Source organism: Xylophilus sp. PBN-3R (assembly GCF_057747805.1).
In genome coordinates this window covers 3,155,303-3,180,933 of the sequence record NZ_CM173225.1, presented here as the reverse complement: position 1 = coordinate 3,180,933, position 25,631 = coordinate 3,155,303, and the positions used below count along the sequence as shown (strand labels likewise).

The window sequence follows — 25,631 nt, the reverse complement described above, 5'->3', positions numbered from 1 at the left end:
CCGTCGAAAAACCCTTTCGCCCCGTTCGCACTGCCATTGATGGATAGCCTGCCCCGGATGGATCCGGCGGTGCTGCGGTCGCTGCAACAGGATTACCTGCGGGGCCTGACCGAGCTGGCCGGCACGCCACCCCAGCAGGGCCTGCCCGCGCAGGACCGGCGTTTCGCCAGTGAAGCCTGGCAACAGAATCCGATGGCCGCATTCGCCGCCAAGGCCCACCTGCTCAACACCCGTGCCATGACGGCGATGGCCGATGCGGTGCAGGCCGACCCCAAGACCCGTGAGCGCATCCGTTTCGCCGTCGACCAGTGGGCGGCGGCGGTGGCGCCCAGCAACTTCCTGGCGCTAAATGCCGACGCCCAGCAGAAGGCCGTCGAGACCGAAGGCCGCAGCATCGCGCAGGGCCTGCAGAACCTGGCCGCCGATCTGCGGCGCGGTTATGTTAGCCAGACCGACGAACAGCAGTTCGAAGTGGGCCGCAACGTGGCCACCACCGAAGGCGCGGTGGTCTTCGAGAACGAACTCTTCCAGCTGCTCGAATACAAGCCGCTCACCGACAAGGTGTTCGCCCGGCCGCTGCTGCTGGTGCCGCCGTGCATCAACAAGTACTACATCCTCGACCTGCAGCCGGCCAATTCGCTGATCCGCCACGCGGTCGCGTCGGGTCACCGCACCTTCGTCATCAGCTGGCGCAATCCCGACGCATCGCTGGGCTCTGCCACCTGGGACGACTACGTGCAGAACGCGGTCATCCGCGCCATCGACACGGTGCGCGGGATCGGCAAGTCGAAAACGATCAACACGCTGGGGTTCTGCGTCGGCGGAACACTGCTGGCCACCGCGCTGTCGGTGCTGGCGGCGCGCGGGCAGAAACCTGCCGAATCGGCCACCCTGCTGACCACCTTCCTGGACTTCAGCGACACCGGCATCCTGGACATCTTCATCGACGAACAGGCGGTGCGGCAGCGTGAAATGGGCATCGGGCAGGGTGGCCTGCTGCGCGGCCAGGAACTGGCCTCTACCTTCAGCTTTTTGCGGCCCAACGAACTGGTCTGGAATTACGTGGTGGGCAATTACCTCAAGGGCGAAACGCCTCCGCCGTTCGACCTGCTGTACTGGAACAGCGACGCAACCAACCTGCCGGGGCCGTTCTACGCCTGGTACCTCCGCAACGCCTACCTCGAAAACCGGCTGTGCAAGGCCGGTGCCGCCACCGTCTGCGGCGAGCCGGTCGACTTCGGCCGGCTCGACCTGCCGGTGTATGTGTACGGCTCGCGCGAAGACCACATCGTGCCGGTCGGCAACCAGGGCGGTGGTGCCTATGCGTCGACCCAGCTGCTGCCGGGCCCCTGCCGGTTCGTGATGGGGGCGTCGGGCCATATCGCCGGCGTCATCAATCCGCCAGCCAAGAAGAAACGCAGCCACTGGATCCGCGATGACGGCGTCTTGCCGCCGACGCTGGGTGCGTGGCTCGAAGGTGCCGACGAACTCCCCGGCAGCTGGTGGGACGACTGGACAGAATGGCTTGCCGGACACGCCGGCCGTCGCATTGCCGCACCGCGCGGATACGGCGGCAACGGCTACGTCGCCATCGAGCCCGCACCCGGACGCTACGTCAGGCAGAAGGCCTGACATCCGACAATTTCATCTCTCAACATTCACCGCTGGAGCCCTAGAAAATGGAAGACATCGTCATCGTCGCCGCCACCCGCACGCCGGTGGGCAAGTTCGGCGGTTCGCTCGCCAAGATTCCCGCCACCGAGCTGGGCAGCATCGTGATTCGCGAGCTGGTGCGCCGTGCCGGCATCGGCCCGGACCAGGTCGGCGAGGCCATCATGGGCCAGGTGCTGGCGGCCGGTGCCGGCCAGAATCCGGCGCGCCAGGCGTTGCTGAAGGGCGGACTGCCGAAGGAGGTGCCCGGCCTCACCATCAATGCCGTCTGCGGCTCGGGCCTGAAGGCGGTGATGCTGGCGGCCCAGGCCGTGGCGACCGGAGACAGCGAAATCGTCATCGCCGGCGGCCAGGAAAACATGAGTGCATCGCCGCACATCCTGCCCAACTCGCGCGACGGCCAGCGCATGGGCGACTGGAAACTGGTCGACACCATGATCGTCGACGGCCTCTGGGATGTGTACAACCAGTACCACATGGGCATCACCGCCGAGAACGTTGCGAAGCAATACGGCATCACCCGCGAACAGCAGGATGCGCTGGCGCTGGGCAGCCAGCAGAAGGCGGCCGCCGCGCAGGACGCCGGCCGTTTCACCGACGAAATCGTGCCGGTGAGCATTGCCCAGCGCAAGGGCGATCCGATCGTCTTTTCCGCCGACGAATTCATCAACCGCAAGACCAATGCCGAAGCACTGGCCGGCCTGCGGCCCGCCTTCGACAAGGCCGGCGGCGTGACTGCCGGCAATGCATCGGGCCTGAACGACGGTGCAGCCGGCGTCATGGTGATGACCGCCAAACGTGCGGCTGCGCTGGGCCTGACGCCGCTGGCGCGTATCGCCAGCTACGCCACCGCCGGGCTGGACCCGACCATCATGGGCATGGGCCCGGTTCCTGCTTCCACCAAGGCACTGCAACGTGCCGGCTGGAAGGCGTCCGACCTCGACCTGCTGGAAATCAACGAGGCGTTCGCCGCGCAGGCCTGCGCGGTGAACAATGAAATGGGCTGGGATACTTCCAAGGTCAACGTGAACGGCGGCGCCATCGCCATCGGTCACCCGATCGGTGCGTCCGGCTGCCGCATCCTGGTGACCCTGCTGCACGAAATGCAGAAGCGCGATGCCAGAAAAGGCATCGCCTCGCTGTGTATCGGTGGCGGCATGGGGGTTGCCCTCACTGTCGAGCGCTGATTTACCGCACACAATGAATTCGCCGCACCGGTTCTTCCGGTGCGGCACCGACAAACTTACAAGATTCAGGAGAGTGATCCATGGGCCAGAAAGTGGCTTACGTAACCGGTGGCATGGGTGGTATCGGTACCGCCATCTGCCAGCGTCTTCACAAGGATGGCTTCAAGGTCGTCGCCGGCTGCGGCCCGACCCGCGATTACGACAAGTGGCTGGCCGCCCAGAAAGCGCTGGGTTTCACCTTCTATGCGTCGGTCGGCAATGTCGGTGACTGGGATTCCACGGTCGAGGCCTTCTCCAAGACCAAGGCCGAACTCGGCAGCATCGACGTGCTGGTAAACAACGCCGGCATCACCCGCGACCGCATGTTCCTGAAGATGACCCGCGACGACTGGGACGCGGTGATCGAGACCAACCTCAACAGCATGTTCAACGTCACCAAGCAGGTGGTGGGCGACATGGTCGAAAAGGGCTGGGGCCGCATCATCAACATCAGCTCGGTCAACGGCGTCAAGGGCCAGGCGGGGCAGACCAACTATTCGGCTGCGAAGGCCGGCATGCATGGTTTCTCGATGGCGCTGGCGCAGGAAATGGCGACCAAGGGCGTCACCGTCAACACCGTCAGCCCGGGCTACATCGGCACCGACATGGTCAAGGCGATCCGTCAGGACGTCCTCGACAAGATCGTCGCCACCATTCCGGTCAAGCGTCTCGGCGAGCCGAACGAGATCGCCTCCATCATCGCGTGGCTGGCATCGGATGAAGGTGGTTACACCACCGGTGCCGAGTTCGCCGTCAACGGCGGCCTGCACATGCATTGAGCATGCATCGGGCGCGTTCGACGCCCTGTCTGCAAAAGCCCGCCTCGCGCGGGCTTTTCCATTTCCGCCAAGCCCCCCGGACGCAACCGTGAATTTCGCTGCCGTGAACAAGTGAGCGGTTATAACGAAGCAGATACATAAGCCATCCAAACAGAGGACTCCCGGACCGATGCCCCATAACGTCTCGCTCATCAACACCATTGCGGCGGGCCTCGGCCTGGCGCTCATCCTGGGTTTCCTGGCCGTCAAGGTCAGGCTGCCCGCGCTGGTCGGCTACCTGCTGGCAGGGGTCATCATCGGCCCGTTCACACCGGGTTTCGTAGCCGATGCCGAGATCGCAGCGCAGCTGTCGGAGATCGGTGTGATGTTGCTGATGTTCGGCGTCGGCCTGCATTTTTCGCTGGACGACCTGCTGGCGGTGCGGCGAATAGCGTTACCCGGTGCGCTGGTGCAGATCCTCGCGGCGACGCTGATGGGCATGGGCCTGGCCTGGTTCTGGGACTGGTCGCTGGGCGCCGCCCTGGTGTTCGGCCTGGCGCTATCGGTGGCCAGCACGGTGGTCCTGTTGCGCGCGCTCGAAACCCTCAACCTGCTCGATTCGTATACCGGCCGTGTCGCGGTCGGCTGGCTGGTGGTCGAAGACCTGGTCATGGTGCTGGTGCTGGTGCTGCTGCCGCCGCTGGCCGGCGTGCTGGGCGGCAATGGCGGCGGAGCGGACGCCACCGCGCTGGCCAAGACCATCGGCCTGACCCTGCTGCAGGTCGGCATCTTCGTCGCGCTGATGCTGGTGGTCGGCCGCCGGGTCTTCCCGTGGATCCTCTGGCAAATCACCCGCACCGGCTCGCGTGAACTGTTCACCCTGTGTGTGGTGGCGGCGGCGGTGAGCATCGCCTTCGGTGCGGCAGCGCTGTTCGGCGTGTCCTTCGCGCTGGGCGCCTTCTTTGCCGGCATGGTGATGCGGGAATCCGAATTCAGTCATCGCGCCGCCGAAGAATCGCTGCCCCTGCGGGATGCCTTCGCGGTGCTGTTCTTTGTCGCTGTCGGCATGCTGTTCGATCCGCATGTGCTGGTCGAACGCCCGTTCCAGGTGCTGGCGGTGGTGGCGGTGATCGTCATCGGCAAGTCGCTGGCGGCGGCCGGGCTGGTGCTGCTGTTCCGTTACCCGCTGCAGATGGCGCTGACCATTTCGGCCAGCCTGGCGCAGATCGGCGAGTTCTCGTTCATCCTGGTGGCGCTGGGTGCATCGCTGGGGCTGCTGCCCGCCGAAGGCCAGAGCCTTGTACTGGCCGGCGCCCTCATCTCCATCGCCATCAACCCGCTGATCTTCGGCCTGACTTCGCCGATCCGCGGCTGGCTGCTGCAACGCTCGGCCTTCGCCCGCAAGCTCGAACAGCGCGACGACCCGACAGCCGAATTGCCGATGGGCACGCACGAACGTTACCTGTCGAGCCAGGTGGTGCTGGTGGGTTACGGCCGGGTGGGGCGGCGCATCGCCGCCGCGCTGGCCGCGCAGGGCATCCCGTATGTGATCGCCGACGAAAACCGCGAGATCGTCGAACGCCTGCGTTCGGAAGGCGTCGCGGCTGTGTCGGGCAATGCATCCGAACCGTCGGTGCTGATCCAGGCCCACATCGCCCGCGCCCGCATGCTGGTCATCGCGGTGCCGGAGTCGATGGACATCCGCCAGATGATCGAGACGGCCCGCACGCTCAACCCCGAAATCGAGCTGGTGGTGCGCAGCCACAACGAGGACGAGGCCCGCCTGCTCGAGAAGGAAACCGCCGGCACGGTGTTCATCGGTGAACACGAACTGGCGCAGGCGATGGTTCGCCATGTGCTGGAGCGGGCGGCCGCGCCGGCCGCTTCGAACGGCTCCGGCCACGGCCCCGCTTCACAGCACGGCCACGCCTGACCGGGCTGCTACGGCTCAGTATTCCTCGAGCCGCAGCGCCGGCACGTTGGCCACGCGGCCGATGGATTCCAGCCGGTCGATCACCCGGCGCGCGAAGAAGCTGTCCGGGCTGTCGGGCTCCATCGCCGCGAAGATGAAGTTGCCCAGCGGCTGCGACAGCGGCACATAGAAACCGCCCTGCGGCACGTCGGCCAGGGCGCGGTTGACGGTCACGTCCACCATCAGCGTGCCGCGCACCGTGTCGTCGCGGCGAGCGGTTTCCTTGTAACTGTCCATCAGCAGCGACGACGGTTCCGCCACGCGCATCACCTGCACACCGGCATCGCGCAGGCGGTCGATGGCACCGATGGACGATGCGTCCAGCCAGTAGCCGCAGGGCCGGCGACGGGTCAGCACCGGACGCGGCACGAGGGCCGAATTCCATTCCATGTCGGTCGCCTGGTCGGCTCCGGTCTCGGCATTGAGCAATGTCACCTTGCGGCGCTGGGTGGTCGGCAGAACGTCCAGCGCCGCATCGGCGCGGCAGGCCAGCGAACTCACGTCGCGGTCGACGAAGTCACGCAGCTTGCGCAGGTCGTCACCCTTGGCAGCCGCGCTTTGCAGCAGCGCCGACAGGGCCACCACCTGGGTATGCACACGGCGCTGGAGATGCATGCGGCCCAGGCCCTGGCCGCGGCTGGCCAGCATCAGCGTGACCACGTTCTTCAGGCTTTCGCCATTGCGGAAATCGCCGGCCAGGGCACCGCCCATGTCCAGGGTCCTGGTGCCCGGATCGGCCGAGGCGGTGAAGAACCAGTCATGGCTCAGGCCCGAGCGTTCCAGGCCGGCAACCACCGGGCGACGCACCCATTCTTCGGCGGCCTTGGTGATGAATTCGGGTTCGTTGGGCCCGGTGCCGTACTGCAGCAGCATGTCCGCGCGCTGCACCGCGCCGAATTTCTCCTGGAAGCCGCGGCTGACCGCATATTCACGGGCATCGGCGGCGACCAGCGGTTTGTAGTCGCGCACCAGGCGGGCCAGTGCGCGGGCTTCGGGCGTGGCCAGCACCAGATGGTCGCGGGCCATGTCGACGCCGTCGGCGGTCAGCGGGCTGCCGGCGGTGGCGCCGTCCGGGTTGGCGCGCGGCACCACGATCAGGTTGATGCGCGACAGCAGCGGTTGCAGCAGGCCCTGGCCGGCTTCGCGGGCGATCACCAGCAGGGCTTCGGTGGGGGCGGGCTCGTCGCCATGCTGTCCGCCGACCAGCAGCACGGTGGGCCGGGCGTCGGCCAGCAGGGTGCTGGCCTCGGTATTGCCCGAGCGGGTCAGCACCAGGGCTTCGAGCGGCTCGCCGCGCTGCGATGAGCCGATGTTGACGATGCCGGCGCGGATGTCGTTGCCGCGCCCGGCCGCGCTGGCCAGGCCGGTCAGCCAGCTGTGTATTTCGGCATTGCTGGTGGCGGTGTCTCGGCCGTCGGCCAGGCCCGGGGTGGCGTAACGCACGGTGGGCGCCGGAAACCGGGCGGCGATGGCCGGGCCGTAGGGCGGCACATCGGCAGGCGCCACCGTCACCGTGGCCTCCACCGGCGGCAGCCCGGGTGTCATGGCGTCGGGCGGACGTACCGGCGTCACCTGCACGCCGGGCACCGGCACGTCGACGACCGGCGGCGCCGACTGCACATACGGCGCATAGGGCGTCGACGTGGGTGCCTGCGCCGAGGCGGCGGGGCGATTGGCGCCACGGATCGGCTGGTTATCGGACCAGGTCGGCAGCGGTGTCGATTGGCAGGCGGCCAGCAACAGCGTCAGGGCCGCCGGGGCGGTCGACAGGATTCGGGGCGGTCGCATGCTGATTCTCCTGGGGGCGGGGGACACGGTGCGCGCCCGGCGGCGCGCGACGCCGATATTAAAACCTCGGCGCCACGTCGAAGGCGTTACCGGAAGCACCTGACCCGCACACCGGCCGGCATCCGTCGCGCCGCTAGGCTCGCGTGGTTTCCTCGGACGGATCGAGCCGCAGCGCATCGGCCAGTGCCTGCCGCCGCCGGTGCGTGTGTGCCAGGTCGGTCAGGGCTTCGTGATGTTCGGCCCCTGCGAAGCGGTTGCCGGCCAGGAGATGCCGCGCCAGCACCTCGTTGTGTTTCTGGCGGAACACCGCGTCCGCCTCCGGATTGGCCGTCAGCCAGGCAAAGAACTGGGTGTCTGCCGCGATGAGGTTCACCCGGCGTCCGGAGTCCAGATGGAACAGTCCGGAAATCCGCGCATCCGGCCGTGCCGACAGTGCCATCAGAGTTTCGAACAGCACCTGCTGCCGGAATTTCGTCTGCCGCCCGATGATCCGCCGGTGCGGGTGCGCCGCCATCTCCAGCGCCAGCGCCCGCTGGATTTCCGGCAGGCTTCGCTGGAAAAAAAGAAGCGGATAACGCTCCTGCCGCAATGCATCCAGAGCCCTGGTGCAATGCGGTCCGACATGGCTGCGGCCGCGCTGCGCCTGGTTGTTCTGTGTCACGCGGTCGCATCGCTGTTGGGCCGGCCACGGCGGCTGGCCGGGGCGCGGGTCCTCGTCGGCCAGCGCATCGAGGATGTCGTTCCACATCCGTGTCTGTTCCACCTGCTGCTGCTGCGACAGTGCGCCTTCGCCGATGGCTGCGGTGGTGGCGGCCAGTCCCTGTTCCTGCAGGCGCGGCCCGAGGTTGCCGACCGATTCGAGCTTTCGGATCGCATCGATGGCGCCGGCCCCGGTGTGCCTGCCGAAGTGATCCGCCTGCAGGCTGGAGCAGACACTCGCCGCCACCGTCATCACCGCGCCCGGCACCGCCAGCCCGGCGGCCACCGGCGGAACCAGAAGCCCGGTGACACTCGACGCCAGCATCAGCGCCTGGCCGCCGGTCAGCACGCCGCTGAGCGCCATGTCGCGGGAAGCGGCCCGCTGCCGATATGCGCTTTTGTCCAGGTATTGCTGCAGCACCGGCTGCGCCAGGCCGTCACGGGTCTCGGCCAGTTGCCGTACGGCTTCCGCGTCGCGACGGATCTGCCCACGTGCGCTCCGGTGCAGCTGGAACTGCAGCGCCCCCGAGGTGAGCTGCATCAGCTGTGCGGCGCCCATCACGCATGCGGTGGCCTGAGCAAACGCTTCTTCAGCCGCAACCGACTTGAGTGCCTTGGCCACCGCCCCGCCTGCAGACACCGGCATGCCGGCCGCCATGGTCGGCATGCCAAGGCCGGTGAACAACGCGGCGGTGCGGGTCATCTTGGAAGCGGCGCGTTCCCGTTCCAGTTTTTCGAGCCGTTCCAGCTGATAGCAGCCGTGCACGCTCGACAGGACGCGGGCCCGCGACATGCGTCGGGCGATGATCTCCAGCACCTCTTCGTTGAAGGCCGCCGAAAGATCGCCATTGCCTCGCACCCGGTGCCAGCGATTGCCGATGTTGTGCCGGACCAGACGGAGCGCACCACGTTCGCGGCTGAGCTGCTGCGCCTCGAAGTGGTCTGTCGATTCATGCTGCAACGCCAGCAGCAATTCGAGTTCGGCATCGGTTTCGGCCGGAACCTGGTGGCTGCCAAGCGTGAGCCCATCGCTTCGGAGCGCGTCGATCATGGCTTGCTGCTGATCGAATTTGCGGCGGACCGCCGCCGGATATTCCGCCGAATAGACATGCAGGGCGTTGCGCACCGCACCCACCGCCGATATGACCACCAGCGGAAACAGCAGGCTCAGCAGGCCAATTTCGACGTACGGCTGGTTGGCCTCTGAGAACGCCGTAGGCAGCGCGCTGGCGATGTCGTCCGGGCCGTCGAGGTTGCGGATCTTCTGCAGCAGCCGCAATGCCGACAGCAGTCCGGAAGCGGAAAAATCGTCGATCACCTTGGGTGCGGACGACAGGAAATGGTGGCCGATACGGACGCTCACGACATCACCGGGTCGTGGCCTGAGGGGCCTGGGAGGCAGCAGGCCCAGCACGCCGGCGGCGCCGTCGGCCTGGAACCGGAGTCGGTAGCCGCCGTCATCTGCCTTCAGGCCCTGCGCCACCAGCGTCACGGCCCGGCCGGTAGCATCCGGGGATTTCGGATGGGCGGGAAGATTGGGGAGAGCCGGCGGGGAGGTAAGCATCGACCGATTGTTCCGGGCGACTCCCGCCGGCCGCCGGGTCCAACCGAAACACCGACCTCCCGGCGGAAGCTCAATCCACCGACAGGCCCTGGGGTTGCCGGGCGATGGTCATCACTTCGTGTGCCGGCAGGGACTTCAGGCGGTGGTCGCTCCACACCCTGCGCCAGTAGCGCGCGCCGGGCAGGCCATGGCGCAGGCCGAGCATGTGGCGCGCCACGCTGTACCAGTGGGTGCCGTGTTCGGCGGCCTCGCGCGCCATGTACTCGACCATGGCTTCTTCCACCGATTCGCGGCTGATGTCGCGTGCGGGCGCACCCATGAATTCGCTGTCCCAGCCGGCCAGGCTCCAGGGGTTGTGATACGCCTCGCGGCCGACCATCACCGCATCGACCTGCGACAGCTGCTCGGCGATTTGCGCGGCGCTGGCGATGCCGCCGTTGACGGTGATGTGCAGCTGTGGATAGTCGCGCTTGAGCTGGTGCGCCATCTCGTAGCGCAGCGGCGGAACCTCGCGGTTCTGCTTGGGACTCAGGCCCTGCAGCCAGGCGCTGCGGGCATGTACGGTGAAACTGTGGCAGCCGGCCTCGGCCACGGTGCCGACGAAGTCGCGCACGAAGGCATAGCTGTCCTCGCGGTCGACGCCGATGCGGTGCTTGACGGTGACCGGAATGTCGACCGCATCGACCATCGCCCTGACGCAGTCGGCCACCAGCGCCGGTTCGCGCATCAGGCACGCACCGAAGGCACCGCGCTGCACCCGTTCGGAAGGGCATCCGCAGTTGAGGTTGATCTCGTCGTAGTTCCACTGCCTGCCCAGCACGGCGGCGCGCGCCAGGTCGGCCGGCTCGCTGCCGCCCAGTTGCAGGGCGACCGGATGTTCGCTGTCGTTGAAGCGCAGGTGGCGTGCGACATCGCCGTGCAGCAGCGCGCCGGTGGTCACCATTTCGGTGTACAGCAGGGCGTGCCGGCTCAGCAGGCGATGGAAATAGCGGCAGTGGCGGTCGGTCCAGTCGAGCATCGGCGCGACGCTGAGTCGCGCCGGTCGCGGCATGCCCGTGAGCCGTGGTTCGTCTTTGGAATTCATCTCGCGAGAAAAGTCTTGCGCCGGGTCCCATCGACGCAGCGAGGCGGCATTTTCTCAGAGAGCTGCGCCCACTGCTCCGGCAAGCCACCGCGTTGCCCGGCGAACCAGGCCAGCAGGTGGTCTACCAGCGCTCTTGTCTTGGCCGAAAGGTGGCGGCCGGTGCGGAACACCGCATAGACGCCCGCGGGCGGCAAGTGCCAGTCCGGCAGCACCGGCACCAGCGCGCCCGCCGCCACCTGGGTGGCGATTTCCCATTCGGAACGCATCAGGATGCCGTGGCCGGACAGCGCCCAGCCGGTCGCCGATTCACCGTCGTTGGTGCTGAGCGCGCCGCGCACCTTCACCGTCTCGGTCCGGGCGCCGTTGCGCAGGTGCCAGGTGCCGAACGTTTCGTCCCCTTCGCGGATGAAGATGCAGGCGTGGCGCGCCAGTTCTCGCGGTGTGGCGGGCATGCCGGCCTTCCGGATGTAGGCGGGGCTGGCGCAGAGGATGCGACGGTTGTCTGCCAGCAGGCGAGCGGTGAGATGTGCATCGGGCATCTCGCCGAAACGGATCACCACGTCGAATGCCTGTTCGACCAGGTTCGCGGGGCGGTCGCCGAGGTGCAGTTGCACTTCCAGCCCCGGGTACAGCTCGGCGAAACGACTCAGCGCCGGCGCGATGTGCCGACGGCCGAAACCCAGCGTCGCACTCACCCGCAGCAGGCCCTTGGGTTGCGCCTGGTGGCCCGACACGGTTCGTTCCAGTGCCTCCAGTTCGTTCAGCAGGCGGGCGCCGTCGACCAGATAGGTCTCGCCTTCCGGCGTGAGGCTCATGCGGCGGGTGGTGCGGTTGAGCAGCCGCACGCCCAGGCGGCTTTCCAGCTGCGCCAGCCGCTTGCTGACCGCCGGCCCGGTCACGCCCAGCTCTTGCGCGGTGGCGGCCATGCTGCCCTTCTGGTTCAGCAGGCCGAAAAAGGCCAGGTCGGAAAAGCCGTCCATTGATTACCTGAAAGACTGAAAGAAGTTACCCGACGCCTATTGTACGAATCGGGCTCATGTTTACGATTCGGGTTCTAAAAATTCGATGGAGACAAACCATGCAGCGCCGATCCCTCACGAACCCCTTTCTTCTGCTGGCGCTGGCGGCCGCGTGCGCGCCGTTCGCGGCTTCGGCCCAGACCTTTCCGGAACGCCCGGTCAAGCTGATCGTTCCTTATGCGCCGGGCGGCAGCGCCGACATCGCGGCGCGTCTGGTCACCGCCGAATGGGCAAAGGCCCTGGGTGGCGACATGTTCATCGAGAACCGGGCCGGCGCGGGCGGCAACCTGGGCGTGGATGTCGTCGCCAAGGCACCTGCCGACGGCTACACCATCGGCCTGCAGACGGTGTCGCTGGCCATCAATCCGGCGCTGTTCGCCCGCATGCCCTTCAACACCCAGAAGGACCTGGCACCCATCGGCATGGTGGCCAGTTCGCAGCATGTGCTGGTGGTCAACAACGACTTCCCGGCGAAGAACGTCGCCGAGCTGATCGCCCGGGTGAAGGCGTCGCCAGGCAAGTACAGCTACGGCTCCGCCGGTGCCGGCAGCACCTTCCACATGGCGGCAGAACTGTTCAAGGCGACGGCCGGCGTGTCCATCCTGCATGTTCCTTACCGCGGCGGCGGCCCGGCCCTGGTGGACACCATCGCCGGACAGGTCGACATGAGTTTCCCGGTGCTGTCCGCCGCGCTGCCGCAGGTGCAGGGCGGCAAGCTGCGGGCGCTGGGTGTGACGGGCGGCAAACGGTCTTCGTTGATGCCGGACGTGCCCACGATCGCCGAAGCCGGCCTGCCCGGCTATCTGTTCGAAACCTGGTTCATGGCTTTCGCGCCAGCAGGCACGCCGCCGGCCGTCATCGAGAAACTCAACCTGGCGCTGAACAAGGCCATGGCGACTCCGGCCATCCGCGACCGCATGGTCAAGGAAGGATTCGACCCGACTCCCTCGACCCCCGCCGCGGCACGAAACAAGCTCGAACAGGAAATGCCTGTATGGGCGAAGCTCGTCAAAGAGCGCGGCATCACCGGTGAATGAAAAAATGACCGAAGGCACGACAGCCGCAGCGCTCGAATCCCTGTTTCCGGGTTTTCGCCAAACACGCATCGACGTGGAGTCCGGCATCGAAATCGCCGCCACCGTCGGCGGCTCCGGCCCGCCCCTGCTGATGCTGCACGGCCATCCGCAGACCCGCGCGATCTGGCACAAGGTCGCACCGGTGCTGGCCCGCGACCACACCCTGGTGATGGCCGACCTGCGGGGTTATGGCGATTCTTCCAAACCACAGGGCGCCGTCGACCACGCCAACTACGCCAAACGGGTGATGGCGCGCGACCAGCACACGCTGATGTCGCGGCTGGGTTACGAGCATTTCGATGTGCTGGCGCACGACCGTGGCGCACGGGTCGCGCACCGGCTGGCGGCCGACCATCCGGACGCCGTCTCGCGCCTGGTGCTGCTCGACATCGCACCCACGCTGGCGATGTACGAACAGACCGCCGAAGCGTTCGCCCGCGCGTATTGGCACTGGTTCTTCCTGATCCAGCCGTCGCCCTTGCCCGAGCGGCTGATCACCGCCGACCCGGCGGCCTACATCCGCGACGTGATGGGCCGCCGCAGCGCCGGGCTGGCGCCGTTCGACCCCCGCGCACTGTCCGAATACCAGCGCTGCGTGGCACTGCCCGGCGCGGCCCACGGACTGTGCGAGGACTACCGTGCAGCCGCCGGCATCGACCTCGACCACGACCGGGAAGACCGCGACGCCGGCCGCAAGCTGGCCATGCCATTGCTGGCCCTGTGGGGCAGGCAAGGGGTCGTCCACCAATGCTTCGAGCCGCTGGACGAATGGCGCCGGGTCGCGCTGCAGGTCGACGGCCGCGCGCTCGATTGCGGCCACTACATCGCCGAGGAAGCACCCGAAGCACTGCTGGCGCAGATCCAGCCTTTTCTTGCCCAGGAGGTACCCGCATGAAGCCCCGCACCCTGTACCAGAAGCTGGTCGGGTCGCACACCGTCGCGACGCTCGACGAACAGAACGTGCTGCTGTTCTGCGACCTGCACCTGATGAACGAATACACCAGCCCGCAGGCCTTCGCCGGGCTGGACGAAAAGGGCCGCGGCGTGCCGATGCCGGGGCAGAACGTGGCGGTGGTCAGCCATGTCATACCGACCGATCCTGGCGTGATCCGTGTCATCCGCGATGCGGCACCGGCGCTGCAGGCCAGCAATCTCAAGAAGAACTGCGACCGCCACGCCATCCCGCTGTTCGATACCAACGACGCACTGCAAGGCATCGAGCACGTGGTCGCGCCCGAGCACGGAATGATCCGGCCCGGCATGGTGGTCATCTGCGGCGATTCGCACACCACCACCTACGGCGCACTCGGCGCGCTGGGTTTCGGCATCGGCACCTCGGAAGTCGAGCATGTGCTGGCCACGCAGACGCTGGTCTACCGGCTGGCGCGCGACATGCGCATCCGCGTCGACGGCCGGCTGCCCGTGGGCACCACCGCCAAGGACCTGGTGCTGATGATCATCGGCAGGATCGGTGCGCAGGGCGCGCGCGGCCATGTCGTCGAGTTCACCGGCAGAGCTTTCGAAGCCTTGTCGGTCGAGGCGCGTTTCACCGTCTGCAACATGGCGGTCGAGGCCGGTGCGCGGGGCGCGCTGATGGCGCCGGATGCCAAGGCGATCGACTACCTGCTGCAGCGCGCTCCCGATATCCACGGAGACATCCGCGATGCCGCATTGCGCCACTGGGCGGGCCTGCACAGCGACGAAGGCGCTGCCTTCGACATCGAACACCGCTTCGACGCCAGCGCTGTAGCGCCCCATGTCACCTGGGGCACCAGCCCGGACCAGGTCATCTCGATCGACGAGCGCATTCCGCTGCCGCAGGAACAGCCCGACGGCCCGCTGCGCCGCAGCACCGAGCAGGCGCTGCGTTACACCGGCCTGGCTGCCGGCTCGGCCATCGAGGGCACACCCGTCCAGCATGTGTTCATCGGCTCCTGTACCAACGCCCGCATCGAGGACCTGCGGGCGGTGGCCGACATCGTGCGCGGCCGGCATGTAGCCGACGGCGTGCGGGCGATGGTCGTGCCGGGTTCCGGTGCGGTGAAACAGCAGGCCGAAAAGGAAGGCATCGCCGCCTTGCTGCAGCACGCCGGCTTCGAATGGCGCGAACCCGGCTGTTCGATGTGCCTGGCGATGAACGGCGACATCCTCGAGGCCGGCGTGCGCTGCGCCTCGACCACCAACCGCAACTTCGAAGGCCGCCAGGGCCGCGGTGCGGTCACCCACCTGATGAGCCCCGCGATGGCCGCGGCTGCCGCGCTCACCGGCACCATCACCGACGTCCGCCGACTGGAGGCCCTCGATGCCTGAACTGAAAACCCTGGTCGGCCTGGCTGCCGCCCTGCCCATCGAGAACCTCGACACCGACCAGATCATGCCCAAGCAGTTCCTGCACGGCATCGACAAGTCGGGCCTGGACCGCGGCGTGCTGTACGACCTGCGATTCGACGCGCAAGGTGTTCCCCGCGCCGACTTCGTGCTCAACCGGCCCGAGCGCGCCGCCACCAGCATCCTGATCGGCGGCGCCAACTTCGGCTGCGGCTCCAGCCGGGAACATGCGGTGTGGGGCCTTCAGCAATACGGCATACGGGCGGTGATCGCGCCGAGTTTCGGCGAAATCTTCTATTCGAATGCCATGAACAACCAGCTGTTGCTGGTGATGCTGCCGCCGGCCGACATCGCCGCGCTGACGGCCGACGCGGAAAACCCGCAGACCGCCGAAGTGCGGATCGACCTCGAACGGCTGCGGCTGCGCAGCGCCAGCGTCGACGCGGCGTTCGGCATGTCGGAGCGGCACCGCCGGATGTCGATGGAAGGCCTGGACGTCATCGGCCTGTCGATGACCTACGCCGCACGGATCGAGGCCTTTGCGCAGCGGCATTGGCAGGCGCAACCGTGGGTGCGCGACGTGGCGTCGACAACGGTCGCGCGGCTGGCCAGGGCGGCTAGTCGATCGTGATGCTGATGGCCGCGTCCTGCACGGTGATCTCGCCGGGCTTGAAGATGCGGCTGCCCATGGTCAGTTCTTCCGGCCGGAAGGTGTGCAGCGGCCAGTCCTGCAGGGCGTCCTGCGCCACCGCCTGGCCGATGGCCTGAAGCTGCCGGGCGTCGGCCGGCGCCAGGCCCTGGAAATCGATGCGGTCGGCTGCCGGATCGACCAGCCGCACCGAGCGGCTGGCCGCGTCGAAACGCAGCCGGCCGCTGATCGTCAGCAGGCCTTTCAGCGGCTGCGGCACGAAGGCGCTGCGGACCAGCACGTCGACCGTCACCGAGACACGCTGCTCGCCCGGGTGCAGGCCCAGGCGGGGCCGCTGCACCCTGACGTCGAACAGCGGCGGATACGGAAAGGCCAGTGGAAACCGGGTCTCGACCCGGGCCTGCAGTTCCGGCTGATCGACGGTGAACTGGCCGGTCCACAGGTTGTAGCCGGCCTGGGCTGGAAGTTCGACGAGGGCGGCCAGCGCGGCGCCGGCAAGGGGCCGCAGCAAGCCGCGTCGGGTGATGGATGCCATGGGCCGTATTGTCGGCCCGCCGGTCATTCGGCCCGGATGTCGTTTTCCTTCACGATGTCGCGCCAGCGGTTGAAATCGTCGGCGGTCATCTTCTTCAGGTGCTCCGGTGTGCCGCCGCCGGGGTTTTCGCCACGGTCCGCAATGGTCTTGATCAACGCGGGATCCTTCAGCGAGGTGTTCAATGCGGCGTTGAGTTTTTCGACGATGGGCGCGGGCAGGCCGGGCGGGCCGTAAAGACCGATGAAGGCCAGGATCTCGAAATCCTTCAGGCCCAGTTCGGTCGCGGTGGGCACCTCCGGCAGGCTGGGCACCCGTTTCGCGCTGGTCACCATCAACGGCCGCAGCTGTCCCGACTTGACGAAGGGCGACACCACCGAGGCGGCGTCGAACAGCCCGCTGACCCGGCCGGCGATCACGTCGATGATGGCCGGCCCGCTGCCCTTGTAGGCCACGTGGGTCATGGCCGGTTTGCCGATGCGGTCGCGCATCAGTTCCATGGTGACGTGGGTCAGGCTGCCGGCAGCGCTGGATGCGTAGTCGACCCCGCCGCGCGTCTTTTCCTGGGCCTTGATCCAGCTGACGTATTCGGCGAAGGTATGTACCGGCATGCTCGCCGGCACCACCAGCACCAGCGCGGATTCGAGCATCAGGCCGATGGGCGTGAACTTCAGCGGGTCGACCATCGTGGTGTTGCGGTAGGTGTGCGGGTTGATGCACATCGCGCCATTGCCGGCCAGCAGGCGATAGCCGTCCGGAGGTGACTTCATCACATAGTCGGCGCCGATATTGCCGCCCACGCCCGCCCGGTTGTCGATCACCACCGACTGACCCAGCGCGCCCTGCAGTCCGGCAGTGATCATGCGGCCGCCGAAGTCGGTCTGGCCGCCCGGCGGATAACCCACGACGATGGTGATCGGTTTGGTCGGATAGGCCGATTGCGCCCAGGCCGACGGTGCCATGCCGGCCATGCCTGCCAAGACGGCGCCGCCGCCCACGACGAGCGCATTGCGCCGCGAAATCTGATTGCTGTCCATTCGAATGTCTCCCCCGGTTCCGGGTGTGTTTATGAAAACCGAATCAACGCGGCGCGGTGGCTTCCCACAGGCCGTTGAGATATACCGCGCCCAGCGCGCGATCGAACAGGCCGTAACCCGGCTTGCCGGTTTCGCCCCAGATCATCCGGCCGTGGTCGGGCCTGAAATGCCCGGTGAAACCGACCTCGCGGTAGGCCCGCACGATGGCCGCCATGTCGAGCGATCCGCAGCCGGAAAGATGCGCGGTCTCTTCGAAATCGCCGTCGGGCTGCACCTTCACGTTACGCAGGTGCGCGAAGTGGATGCGTCCCAGGCCGCCGAACTCTCGCACCAGCGCTTCCACATTGTTCTGCGGGCCCGCGCCGAGCGAACCCGAACACAGGGTGATGCCGTTTTCCGGCACGTCGACGATCTTGAGGATGCGCGCCAGGTCGTCGCGGTTGCTGACGATGCGGGGCAGTCCGAACAGCGGCCGCGGCGGGTCGTCCGGGTGGATCGCCATCTTGACCTTCACCTCCTGAGCCACCGGAATGACGGCCTTCAGGAAATACGCCAGGTTGTCCCGGTACTGCTCGACCGACATGCCCTGGTATTCGGCCAGCAGCGCCTTCATTTCGGCCGGCTTGAAACTCATGTCCCAGCCGGGCAGGGACATGCCGTTGTCGAGGTCGATCTTTTCGAGGTCTTCGTTGCTGAACGACAGGCAGGTCGAGCCGTCTTCCAGCGTCTTGGACAGCGAGGTGCGTGTCCAGTCGAAGACCGGCATGAAGTTGTAGGCGATGACCTGGATGCCGGCCTGCGCCAGGTGGCGGATGGTCTGCCGGTAGTTGGCGATGTAGCGATCGCGGCCCGGTTTGCCGAGCTTGATGTCCTCGTGCAGCGCGACCGACTCGACCACTTCGAACCTGAGGCCTGCGGCTTCGATCCTGTCCTTCAGCGCCAGGATGCGGTCCAGCGGCCAGACCTCTCCGACCGGCACGTCGTGCAGGGCGGACACGATGTCGGTCATGCCGGGAATCTGCCGGATATAGGCCAGCGGGATCGGATCGTTGTCGCCGTACCAGCGAAAAGACATCTTCATGGTGTTCCTGGATCTGTAAATTGGTTGGACCAAATGTAGATTGGTGAACCAGAACAGCGCACATGGTTTACCACTAAGGCCGCGCTATCATCCCCGCGATCTTTTCCAGAAGCACAGAATGTCCGCCCAAGCACAGGTCAACGCCAGTCCATCCACGCGGGTCCCGGCAGCCGCCACCGGCCGCGCCGAGGTCGACCGGTCCTACCGCGGTCTGGCCAATCAGGTGGTCGAATTGATCGCGGCGGGTGAATTCAAGACCGGCGACCGGCTGCCTGCCGAACGTGCGCTGGCGGAAAGATTCAAGGTCAGCCGCACGTCGGTGCGCGAAGCCATCATCGCGCTGGAGGTGAACGGCACGGTCGAGGTGCGGGGCGGTTCGGGCATCTACGTGTGCCCGCCGAACGTCCGCCTGGCGTCGTTCGAATTCGCCCAGGGTCCCGGTCCGATCGAGGCATTGCGGGCCCGGGCGCTGATTGAATCTGAAGTGGCGGCGCAGGCCGCGGCGGACCGCAAGGACAGCGACCTGGACGCCATCTTCGCGACCATCGCCGACATGCGCGACCATCTCCAGGACAAGCCCGGAAACGAAGCCGCCGACCGCGAATTCCACCTCGCCATCGCCCGCGCCACCGGCAACAACGTGCTGGTGCAGGCGGTGGCCGCCATCTGGGACGGCTCTCGCAGCAGCCAGTTGTGGACCAGGATGGAGCAGCATTTCTCGACGCTGGAAATGCGCTCGGCCGCCTTGGCCGATCACCAGCGCATCTTCGACGGCATCCTGGCACGCGACCCGGCGGCCACGCGCGCGGCCATGCGCGGGCACCTGGAACGTGTCATCCAGGAATTCACCCAGGCCTGGCGCTGATTCGATGGTTGATCCGGCTTGTCTGGATTTTCTGCAGGATGAGAATGACCGGGTCGAGAAAACCATCCCGGGAAAATGAAATGACCACGTCTGGATCATTTTTTTCAGAAGCCTTCGCCTGCGGCTCGAATTACTATTTTTCAGCCCAGTTCAACCGGTTTTTGTGGTCGGCGCAAATCACCACGTCGACGGGGTCTTCGCTGATGTCCATTTCGCGCACGCCCCCACAAAGCCCGCTCGGGGTCGAGTCTGTCGAAGACATCCTGGCCGAGTGGGTGTACCAGACGCTGTGCAATCACCTCGAGGCGACTGCCTTGCCAGTTGATACGACAGCCCCGGTAAATGAAGCGTCTATGGTGGCCTTCCAGCGGAAAGCGTCGAACGCACCGTTCTTTTGTTGCTGGTCTGCTGCAAGGGAACAGGAATTCGGTTCCGTCAAGATCCATCGCAGGACCATCGTCGACAAAAATACCTTGAGGACGCTGACGGATCGGTCGATCACCGCCGTCGAGAAATTCCAGGCTACGGCGGCTCGGTTCGACCGATACCGAACCCGCCTGCGCCTGCTTTTGAATGAATAGCCGGCCGTCGTCGGCGAACAGGTTTGGCTGTTTCAGGTGCCGACGCGCAGCGGCGCCGCCATCTTGCGCAAGGCGGCCAGCACGCTCAGTGCGGTGATGCGGCCGGTCTTTGGGTTCTCGCTGGGGATGTTCTGGATCTCCATCGTGAAAGAGGCCGAATCGGCGTCCACCACGATCTGGTGGATGTTGCGGTCGATGTGCGGATCGGCCCACACCTCCAGCACCGTGCGGTCGGCACCGATGCCGGCCAGCGAAAGCGCCACCGCCACGTTCAGGTTGGCGGCGAAACCCTTGGCTGCGCCGCGCGGCGAACCGCGGTAGATGCACATCGGCTCTGTGATGCCCTCGATGACGATGTTGTTCTCGACCAGGTAGGGCGCGCCGAGCAGGCCGCGCACCGGCTTGCGGGTCTTCATGGTCACCGAATGGATGGTGCCCTCGGCGGCGGCACTGACCGCATCCAGGCCCAGCAGCGCACCGGTCGGCACGATGATCTGGCCGCCGTGTTCGCGTGCCAGGTCGATCAGTTCCGGGTGGAAGAGCAGGGCGCCGGCGCTCAGCACCATCATGGTCTTGCCGGCCTCCAGCACCGGGGTCGCGATCTGCGGCAGCAGGGCGGACGGGGCGCATTCCACCACCACGTCGCAGTGGTCCGCCAGGTTCTCGACGGCCGTGAATACCGGTTCGCCTTTCAGCGTGATCGATGCGCGGGCCCTGGCCTCGTCGCGCACGCCGACAGCGGCCAGCGTGAGGCCGGGCAGGCTGCCGTCGTCCAGTGCCGTGGCGAGTTTCTTGCCGACGGCGCCGAGGCCTGCGATACCGACGCGGATAGTTGTCTTCACTCTCGATGTCCTTTGGTTTTCCGGTGATCCGGATGATAGGAAACAGCGGCCCGCGGTGACAAACGAATTGCGCTCACGGCTCCATTGGTTTGGCTGATGTGTGGTCTGGCCCCTCGGCCTGCGCCATCAGCAGCACCCACTTGCGGAACTTGCGCACCGCCGCGTTGTCGACACGTGATTCGTGGGTGAGCATGTAGTACTCGCCAGCGCTGGGCACGGCCGATTCGAAGGCCACGACCAGGTCGGACGCCCGTTCGGAGTAGGTCTCGAACAGCTTGCGCGGCAGGATGGCGATGCCCTTGCAGTCCTGCGCCGCCTGCAGCGCCATGAAGAAGTGGCCGTATTCGGCGGACGCCTTGCGGCTGCGGTTGTCGATGCCCTGCGTGGACAGCCAGTCGCGCCAGGCGTTCTGCCGGCTGGCGGTGTGGATCAGGCTGTACTTCAGCAGGTCGCGTGCGGTTTCGATCGCCGCGCCCTGGCTCAGCAGCTTGCGGGCGATGACCGGCACCAGCACGTCGTCGAACAGGTAGTCGGCTTCGATGCCGTCCCAGCGGTCGGTCATCACCAGGTCGATGCCTGGCAGGCCGCGCCGATAGTGGCGGCCCGGCAGCTTGCCGACCCGCAGAGCCACGTCGATGTCGCTGGCGCGCAGGTCGACCGGCGAGATGGACGTCGCCACCCGCACCTCGATGTCAGGATAGGCCGACGAAAACGCGCCCAGCCGCGGCATCAGCCACATGGTGGCCAGCGTGGGCAGGCAGGACACGGTGAGGATGCGGTGGTCGCGCTGCGCCAGCAGGCGGCGGGTGGCGCGTTCGATCTCTTCCAGCGCGTTCAGGCACGCGGCGTAGTACTGCCGGCCGTCCTCGGTCAGCTCGACCCGGCGCACCAGGCGCTCGAACAGGCGTTTGCCGAGAAAGCTCTCGAGGTTGCGGATCTGCAGGCTGACCGCGCCCTGCGTCAGGGCCAGTTCGTCGGCTGCGGCGGTGAAGGAACCCAGCCGTGCGGCGGCTTCGAAGGGGCGCAGGGTGGCGAGCGGCGGAAGGGTTCTGCGCATGAAGGGAAGATGGGAAGACGGGCGGGGCGGACGGTCAGTCCAACCCGATTTTCGTCTTCTCTATCACACCCTTCCACAGCACGTTCTCGGCGGCCACGTACTGCGCCATTTCGGCCGGCGACCTGATCAGCGGGTCCATGCCGCGCGAACTCATGGACTGGGCGATGGCCGGGTCGCGCAGCGCTGAATTCAGGGCCTCGGTCAGGACGGCCAGGACCGCGGGCGGTGTCTTCACCGGGGCGAACAGGCCGAACCAGGTGCTGACCTCGAAGTTCTTCACGCCCAGTTCGATGAAGGTCGGCACGCCGGGCAGCAGCGGCGAACGTTGTGCGGCGGTGATGGCGATCGGCACGATCTTGCCGCCGCCCGCTTGCGCCAGCGTGGTCGGCAGCGGGTCCATCAGGAAATCGATCTGGCCGCCCAGCAGGTCGGCCATCGCCGGGCCGCTGCCCTTGTAGGGCACATGCAGCATGGAGGTGCCCAGCTGCAGGTTCAGAAACGACATCTGCGTGTGGTGCGAGGTGCCGGGGCCGGCCGAACCGTAGGTCAGTTCACCGGGGCGTTTCTTGAGCTCGGCCAGCACCGCTGCGAAGTCGGGGAATCTGGCCGCACTGCCCGAGATCATCACGCTGGGCACCGAGGCCAGGCCACCGATGGGCGCGAAGTCCCGGGTGGGTGAATAAGGCACCGACTTCATCATGTGCGGCACCACTGCCATGGTGCTGGCCGCGCCCAGCAGCAGGGTGTAGCCGTCGGGTTCGGCCCGGGCCGCGGCGGCGGTGCCGATGGTGCCGCTGGCGCCCGGCCGGTTGTCGATGACGAAGCCGACGCTCAGGAGTTCGCCCATCTTCTTCAGGATCGGGCGGGCCACCGTGTCGTTGATGCCGCCCGGCGGGAAGGGCACCACCACATGGATCGGTTTGGTCGGGAAGGGTGCCTGCGCCGGGGCCTGTGCGTGCGCACCGATGGACGTGCCGGCCAGTGCCAGCAGAACGCCCAGCGCACCGAAAGTGCCCAGGCCGAGGCGGCGGATCGAAGAGACGGACATGCGGTTTGTTCCTGCGGGCTGGCGGATGGAAAACGAAGTGAATCCATCCTATGGGTGGGTTCACCCGGGGAACAAACGAGCATTATTCGGACCATGCACGAGTCCAGCTAATCCGTCGTGCGGCGGAACGGCAGACCTATTGCAGCGCGCCCCAGCGGGGCACCGCCGGTTCGGCGGCAGCCCACTGCCAGCCCTTCGGACCCAGGCAGACGGTCGTGGTGAACCAGGTGCTGGCCGACGCGGCGTCGGTGCCGGCGACGGTGAACAGGGCTTCCTTGCAACTGGCCAGCGGCGTCTCGAAGGCGCGCACCACCTGCACCTGGCCATCGGTGTTGCGGATGGGCACGGCGTGGCGGACATTCCAGGCCTGGCGTTCACCGACCTTCATCGCGCCGGCACGGATGGCGATGCTCTGCTGCTCTTCGGTGCTCCAGTGGCGTGTCAGCCGGTCCACCGAATCGTCCACGATGGCCCGCACACCGATGCCGACCGCAATGCCGACCGCCGGATTGCCGCTGGCGCTGCCCGAGGCGATGCCGGCCGCCGCACCCGACACGCTGCCCACCGACGTACAGCCGGCCACGGCCAGCAGCGCGGCCGGCAGCACGATCCGGCCGACCAGAGTCGCCTTCATTGCAGTCCACCCCAGCGCGCCGTCGCCGGTTCCGCAGAAGCCCAGGCCCATTGCGTGCCGTTCCGGCAGATGGACGCGACGTAGAAACCGTTTGCGATGGAAGCGTCCATTACCCCTTTCTTGTCCTGCAGGGCTTCATCGACCGAAAAGATGATTTCCTTGCAGTCGAGTTCTCCGGTGCTGATGGTGCGGCTGACCGTCACCCGGCCGGCTTCGTCGGGCTCCAGTGCGATGTCGTGCCAGACCTTCCAGCGGGTCACCTGGCCGACCTCCAGGGCGCCGGCGATCTGCGCGATCTGGGCCTGCGTCTCGGCGTGCACCTTGCGCTGGCCGTACTGCACCGCCACACGTGCCGCAGCCTGCACACCCAGGCCGATGCCCGCGGCGGCGCTGGCGCTGTTGGTGAGCGCGCCGGCGACGGCGGTGCCTGCGATGCCCGCGCCTGCGGTGCTGCCTTCTGTCACCAGGGAAGTGCAGCCGGTGACGGCCAGCAGGCCTGCCAGCAGGCAGCAGGTGAAGATCGATCGCGCCATAAATTCCTTCTGTTGCTCCGAGGCAGGAGTGTGCCCAAAAACAGTGCCGATTTTCCGCGTGCGCGCATGTGCGGCGGTCGATGCGGTCTCCGTGCAGCGGTTCCGGAGATTCGTGCACGGTTCGCCGGCCGATAATCGGCCGGCCGGCAGATATTCGCCGCGCCATATTCGGAGACAAATGCCCCTCTGATTTTAATCTTGTCATCCAGGTGGCGATCACCATTGGCGGCAGACGCAGCCCGCCTTGCCACGCTGCGGATATTCGTGGTTATCTGCATGGTCCGGGGATGCACCTTTTTGGTGGTCGAGGATGCACTCGAATGGAGCGGCCCGCCCAGCCTGGGCAGCCTTCGCATCGACCTGAATTCGGGGGGCGGGCAGGTAGGCGCTGGCGGCGAAGATCCTGCTGTCTGGCCACTTCGTTCGACGTATGGATGTCCCGGCCGTCACGGCGTTGCGGCGTTTGGGCACCCGGGTTCATACGGGGTATTCATCCCTTGAATAGGCCCCTCGCCAAAATCATAATTCGCAGCATTCCAAAATCGGAAGGAGCCTGACAGAATTAATTTCGCTGTATGGACACAGCGCATTGCACCAAAAAAGCATACGGGAAATTAAATGTCACGCATCGTCAGGGTTGCCGCCGCACAAATGGGACCGGTTCAGCTTTCCGCTAATCGGCCGGAAACATTGGGGCGCATGATTTCGCTCCTGGAAAATGCCGCCGCCCAAGGCGCTCAAATCGTGGTTTTCCCTGAGCTGGCATTGACGACATTCTTCCCGCGGTGGTTGATGAGCGTCGCCGAGGCAGATAAATATTTCGAGGCGACCATGCCGAACGCCGACGTCCAGGCGCTGTTCGACCGGGCTCGCGAACTGTCGGTCGGTTTCTACCTCGGTTATGCCGAGCTGACACCCGACGGCGAGCACTTCAACACCTCCATCACGGTGGCGGCCGACGGCGAGGTGCTGGCCAAGTACCGCAAGACCCATCTGCCCGGCACCGTCGAACCCCGTCCGGGTGCGCAGATCCACCAGCTGGAGAAGCGCTACTTCAAATACGGCGACACCGGTTTCGAGGCCTATTACGGCTCCGAGTCCTGGGGCAGCCCGGTAATGGGCATGCTGATCTGCAACGATCGCCGCTGGCCCGAGGCCTGGCGCAGTTTCGGGCTGCAGGGCGTCGAGCTGATGGTGATGGGCTACAACTCCGCCGCCTACGACCCCAACGGCGGTTCCAGCGAAGACGCGGCCCTGCGCACCTTCCATTCCATCCTGGCGACCCAGGCCAACGCCTACATGAACTCCACCTGGGCGGTGAGTGTCGCCAAGGCCGGCGACGAAGACGGTTACGGCCTCATCGGCGGCAGCTGCATCGTCGACCCCAACGGTGTCATCGTGGCCCAGGCAAAGACGCTGGGCGACGAGGTCATCGTCGCCGACTGCGACCTCGACGCCTGCCGCCAGGGCCGCGAGAAGATGTTCAATTTCGAGGCGCATCGCCGCCCCGAGCACTACACCCGGCTGGTCGAGCAGGTCGGCGTGGTGCTGCCGGCCCCGCCTATCCCTCCGGCCAACTGAAGCAAG

Annotated in this window: 23 protein-coding genes; 11 read left to right on the top strand and 12 right to left on the bottom strand. The window is 66.6% G+C overall.

All coding sequences use genetic code 11. The features are described 5' to 3' along the window. Positions 1-39 precede the first annotated feature (39 nt). From phaC to AC3ANW_RS15065, 4 genes are all read left to right on the top strand, one after another. Positions 40-1,632: a class I poly(R)-hydroxyalkanoic acid synthase gene (gene phaC, locus AC3ANW_RS15080; RefSeq protein WP_488341659.1), complete on the top strand. Its 1,593-nt coding sequence runs from the start codon at positions 40-42 to the stop codon at positions 1,630-1,632. Between the two features lie 47 nt (positions 1,633-1,679). Then, the gene (locus tag AC3ANW_RS15075) at positions 1,680-2,858 is read left to right on the top strand and encodes an acetyl-CoA C-acetyltransferase (RefSeq protein ID WP_488341658.1); all 1,179 of its coding nucleotides are present in this window, start codon (positions 1,680-1,682) and stop codon (positions 2,856-2,858) included. An 80-nt stretch (positions 2,859-2,938) separates the two neighbouring features. Continuing rightward, positions 2,939-3,676, top strand: a complete 738-nt coding sequence (phbB, locus tag AC3ANW_RS15070; RefSeq protein ID WP_488341657.1) for an acetoacetyl-CoA reductase — start codon at positions 2,939-2,941, stop codon at positions 3,674-3,676. Positions 3,677-3,845: 169 nt separating this feature from the next. Then, positions 3,846-5,588, top strand: a complete 1,743-nt coding sequence (locus AC3ANW_RS15065) for a cation:proton antiporter domain-containing protein (RefSeq protein WP_488341656.1) — start codon at positions 3,846-3,848, stop codon at positions 5,586-5,588. Positions 5,589-5,603: 15 nt separating this feature from the next. Here AC3ANW_RS15065 and AC3ANW_RS15060 read toward each other — a convergent pair whose 3' ends face one another. The 4 genes from AC3ANW_RS15060 to AC3ANW_RS15045 form a co-directional block, all read right to left on the bottom strand. Beyond that, entirely contained in the window at positions 5,604-7,415 is a 1,812-nt protein-coding gene (locus tag AC3ANW_RS15060) for a M14 family zinc carboxypeptidase (RefSeq protein WP_488341655.1), read from the bottom strand. A 133-nt stretch (positions 7,416-7,548) separates the two neighbouring features. Further along, positions 7,549-9,678, bottom strand: a complete 2,130-nt coding sequence (locus AC3ANW_RS15055) for a hypothetical protein (protein WP_488341654.1) — start codon at positions 9,676-9,678, stop codon at positions 7,549-7,551. 70 nt (positions 9,679-9,748) lie between these two features. After that, entirely contained in the window at positions 9,749-10,762 is a 1,014-nt protein-coding gene (dusA, locus tag AC3ANW_RS15050; protein ID WP_488341653.1) for a tRNA dihydrouridine(20/20a) synthase DusA, read from the bottom strand. Next, positions 10,759-11,742 (bottom strand): LysR family transcriptional regulator, encoded by a 984-nt coding sequence (locus AC3ANW_RS15045; RefSeq protein ID WP_488341652.1) that lies wholly within the window; start codon positions 11,740-11,742, stop codon positions 10,759-10,761. The genes dusA and AC3ANW_RS15045 overlap by 4 nt, the downstream gene beginning before the upstream one ends. A 98-nt stretch (positions 11,743-11,840) precedes the next feature. Here AC3ANW_RS15045 and AC3ANW_RS15040 point away from each other — a divergent pair, with 98 nt between their 5' ends. From AC3ANW_RS15040 to leuD, 4 genes are read left to right on the top strand one after another with little or no spacing between them, the layout of a single operon-like run. Then, positions 11,841-12,818, top strand: coding sequence for a tripartite tricarboxylate transporter substrate binding protein (locus AC3ANW_RS15040; protein ID WP_488341651.1), 978 nt, complete (start codon positions 11,841-11,843; stop codon positions 12,816-12,818). A gap of 4 nt (positions 12,819-12,822) precedes the next feature. Next, positions 12,823-13,752 carry an alpha/beta fold hydrolase gene (locus AC3ANW_RS15035; RefSeq protein ID WP_488341650.1) on the top strand — a complete coding sequence of 310 codons (930 nt, stop codon included), beginning with the start codon at positions 12,823-12,825 and terminating at the stop codon, positions 13,750-13,752. Continuing rightward, complete coding sequence (gene leuC, locus AC3ANW_RS15030; RefSeq protein ID WP_488341649.1) at positions 13,749-15,167, top strand: 3-isopropylmalate dehydratase large subunit; 1,419 nt, start codon at positions 13,749-13,751, stop codon at positions 15,165-15,167. Before AC3ANW_RS15035 ends, leuC begins: the two co-directional genes overlap by 4 nt. Continuing rightward, positions 15,160-15,816 carry a 3-isopropylmalate dehydratase small subunit gene (leuD, locus tag AC3ANW_RS15025; protein WP_488341648.1) on the top strand — a complete coding sequence of 219 codons (657 nt, stop codon included), beginning with the start codon at positions 15,160-15,162 and terminating at the stop codon, positions 15,814-15,816. Before leuC ends, leuD begins: the two co-directional genes overlap by 8 nt. Here leuD and AC3ANW_RS15020 read toward each other — a convergent pair. Genes AC3ANW_RS15020 through uxuA form a run of 3 tightly spaced genes read right to left on the bottom strand, consistent with a single transcriptional unit; the run spans position 15,803 to position 18,484 of the window. Beyond that, positions 15,803-16,369: a YceB family lipoprotein gene (locus AC3ANW_RS15020; protein WP_488341647.1), complete on the bottom strand. Its 567-nt coding sequence runs from the start codon at positions 16,367-16,369 to the stop codon at positions 15,803-15,805. The two genes, leuD and AC3ANW_RS15020, sit on opposite strands and share 14 nt — an antisense overlap. Positions 16,370-16,392: 23 nt before the next feature. Next, entirely contained in the window at positions 16,393-17,403 is a 1,011-nt protein-coding gene (locus AC3ANW_RS15015; RefSeq protein ID WP_488341646.1) for a Bug family tripartite tricarboxylate transporter substrate binding protein, read from the bottom strand. A 43-nt stretch (positions 17,404-17,446) separates the two neighbouring features. After that, positions 17,447-18,484: a mannonate dehydratase gene (gene uxuA, locus AC3ANW_RS15010; protein ID WP_488341645.1), complete on the bottom strand. Its 1,038-nt coding sequence runs from the start codon at positions 18,482-18,484 to the stop codon at positions 17,447-17,449. Positions 18,485-18,602: 118 nt separating this feature from the next. Between uxuA and AC3ANW_RS15005 the strand changes: the two genes are divergently transcribed. Next, positions 18,603-19,349, top strand: a complete 747-nt coding sequence (locus tag AC3ANW_RS15005; RefSeq protein WP_488341644.1) for a FadR/GntR family transcriptional regulator — start codon at positions 18,603-18,605, stop codon at positions 19,347-19,349. Between the two features lie 80 nt (positions 19,350-19,429). Then, complete coding sequence (locus tag AC3ANW_RS15000; protein WP_488341643.1) at positions 19,430-19,930, top strand: hypothetical protein; 501 nt, start codon at positions 19,430-19,432, stop codon at positions 19,928-19,930. A 32-nt stretch (positions 19,931-19,962) separates the two neighbouring features. Here the strand turns inward: AC3ANW_RS15000 and AC3ANW_RS14995 are convergent, their stop codons facing one another. The 5 genes from AC3ANW_RS14995 to AC3ANW_RS14975 form a co-directional block, all read right to left on the bottom strand. Further along, a complete protein-coding gene (locus AC3ANW_RS14995; protein ID WP_488341642.1) occupies positions 19,963-20,772 on the bottom strand; it encodes an aspartate dehydrogenase in 810 nt (269 codons plus the stop codon). A gap of 73 nt (positions 20,773-20,845) precedes the next feature. Further along, complete coding sequence (locus tag AC3ANW_RS14990) at positions 20,846-21,829, bottom strand: LysR substrate-binding domain-containing protein (protein ID WP_488341641.1); 984 nt, start codon at positions 21,827-21,829, stop codon at positions 20,846-20,848. 34 nt (positions 21,830-21,863) lie between these two features. Further along, positions 21,864-22,877: a Bug family tripartite tricarboxylate transporter substrate binding protein gene (locus tag AC3ANW_RS14985; RefSeq protein WP_488341640.1), complete on the bottom strand. Its 1,014-nt coding sequence runs from the start codon at positions 22,875-22,877 to the stop codon at positions 21,864-21,866. A gap of 136 nt (positions 22,878-23,013) precedes the next feature. Beyond that, the gene (locus tag AC3ANW_RS14980) at positions 23,014-23,511 is read right to left on the bottom strand and encodes a hypothetical protein (protein WP_488341639.1); all 498 of its coding nucleotides are present in this window, start codon (positions 23,509-23,511) and stop codon (positions 23,014-23,016) included. Then, the gene (locus tag AC3ANW_RS14975; RefSeq protein ID WP_488341638.1) at positions 23,508-24,044 is read right to left on the bottom strand and encodes a hypothetical protein; all 537 of its coding nucleotides are present in this window, start codon (positions 24,042-24,044) and stop codon (positions 23,508-23,510) included. The genes AC3ANW_RS14980 and AC3ANW_RS14975 overlap by 4 nt, the downstream gene beginning before the upstream one ends. A gap of 618 nt (positions 24,045-24,662) precedes the next feature. On the opposite strand from AC3ANW_RS14975, the gene AC3ANW_RS14970 reads away from it, so the two are divergent. Continuing rightward, on the top strand, positions 24,663-25,625 hold the full coding sequence (locus AC3ANW_RS14970) for an N-carbamoyl-D-amino-acid hydrolase (RefSeq protein ID WP_488341637.1): 963 nt from the start codon (positions 24,663-24,665) through the stop codon (positions 25,623-25,625). The last annotated feature ends 6 nt before the right edge of the window (positions 25,626-25,631 follow it).

Bases quoted from the DNA above. Each gene is read 5' to 3' on its own strand.
- phaC (WP_488341659.1), top strand. From the start codon at position 40: ATGGATAGCCTGCCCCGGATGGATCCGGCGGTGCTGCGGTCGCTGCAA.
- AC3ANW_RS15075 (WP_488341658.1), top strand. From the start codon at position 1,680: ATGGAAGACATCGTCATCGTCGCCGCCACCCGCACGCCGGTGGGCAAG.
- phbB (WP_488341657.1), top strand. From the start codon at position 2,939: ATGGGCCAGAAAGTGGCTTACGTAACCGGTGGCATGGGTGGTATCGGT.
- AC3ANW_RS15065 (WP_488341656.1), top strand. From the start codon at position 3,846: ATGCCCCATAACGTCTCGCTCATCAACACCATTGCGGCGGGCCTCGGC.
- AC3ANW_RS15060 (WP_488341655.1), bottom strand. From the start codon at position 7,415: ATGCGACCGCCCCGAATCCTGTCGACCGCCCCGGCGGCCCTGACGCTG.
- AC3ANW_RS15055 (WP_488341654.1), bottom strand. From the start codon at position 9,678: ATGCTTACCTCCCCGCCGGCTCTCCCCAATCTTCCCGCCCATCCGAAA.
- dusA (WP_488341653.1), bottom strand. From the start codon at position 10,762: ATGAATTCCAAAGACGAACCACGGCTCACGGGCATGCCGCGACCGGCG.
- AC3ANW_RS15045 (WP_488341652.1), bottom strand. From the start codon at position 11,742: ATGGACGGCTTTTCCGACCTGGCCTTTTTCGGCCTGCTGAACCAGAAG.
- AC3ANW_RS15040 (WP_488341651.1), top strand. From the start codon at position 11,841: ATGCAGCGCCGATCCCTCACGAACCCCTTTCTTCTGCTGGCGCTGGCG.
- AC3ANW_RS15035 (WP_488341650.1), top strand. From the start codon at position 12,823: ATGACCGAAGGCACGACAGCCGCAGCGCTCGAATCCCTGTTTCCGGGT.
- leuC (WP_488341649.1), top strand. From the start codon at position 13,749: ATGAAGCCCCGCACCCTGTACCAGAAGCTGGTCGGGTCGCACACCGTC.
- leuD (WP_488341648.1), top strand. From the start codon at position 15,160: ATGCCTGAACTGAAAACCCTGGTCGGCCTGGCTGCCGCCCTGCCCATC.
- AC3ANW_RS15020 (WP_488341647.1), bottom strand. From the start codon at position 16,369: ATGGCATCCATCACCCGACGCGGCTTGCTGCGGCCCCTTGCCGGCGCC.
- AC3ANW_RS15015 (WP_488341646.1), bottom strand. From the start codon at position 17,403: ATGGACAGCAATCAGATTTCGCGGCGCAATGCGCTCGTCGTGGGCGGC.
- uxuA (WP_488341645.1), bottom strand. From the start codon at position 18,484: ATGAAGATGTCTTTTCGCTGGTACGGCGACAACGATCCGATCCCGCTG.
- AC3ANW_RS15005 (WP_488341644.1), top strand. From the start codon at position 18,603: ATGTCCGCCCAAGCACAGGTCAACGCCAGTCCATCCACGCGGGTCCCG.
- AC3ANW_RS15000 (WP_488341643.1), top strand. From the start codon at position 19,430: ATGACCACGTCTGGATCATTTTTTTCAGAAGCCTTCGCCTGCGGCTCG.
- AC3ANW_RS14990 (WP_488341641.1), bottom strand. From the start codon at position 21,829: ATGCGCAGAACCCTTCCGCCGCTCGCCACCCTGCGCCCCTTCGAAGCC.
- AC3ANW_RS14985 (WP_488341640.1), bottom strand. From the start codon at position 22,877: ATGTCCGTCTCTTCGATCCGCCGCCTCGGCCTGGGCACTTTCGGTGCG.
- AC3ANW_RS14980 (WP_488341639.1), bottom strand. From the start codon at position 23,511: ATGAAGGCGACTCTGGTCGGCCGGATCGTGCTGCCGGCCGCGCTGCTG.
- AC3ANW_RS14975 (WP_488341638.1), bottom strand. From the start codon at position 24,044: ATGGCGCGATCGATCTTCACCTGCTGCCTGCTGGCAGGCCTGCTGGCC.
- AC3ANW_RS14970 (WP_488341637.1), top strand. From the start codon at position 24,663: ATGTCACGCATCGTCAGGGTTGCCGCCGCACAAATGGGACCGGTTCAG.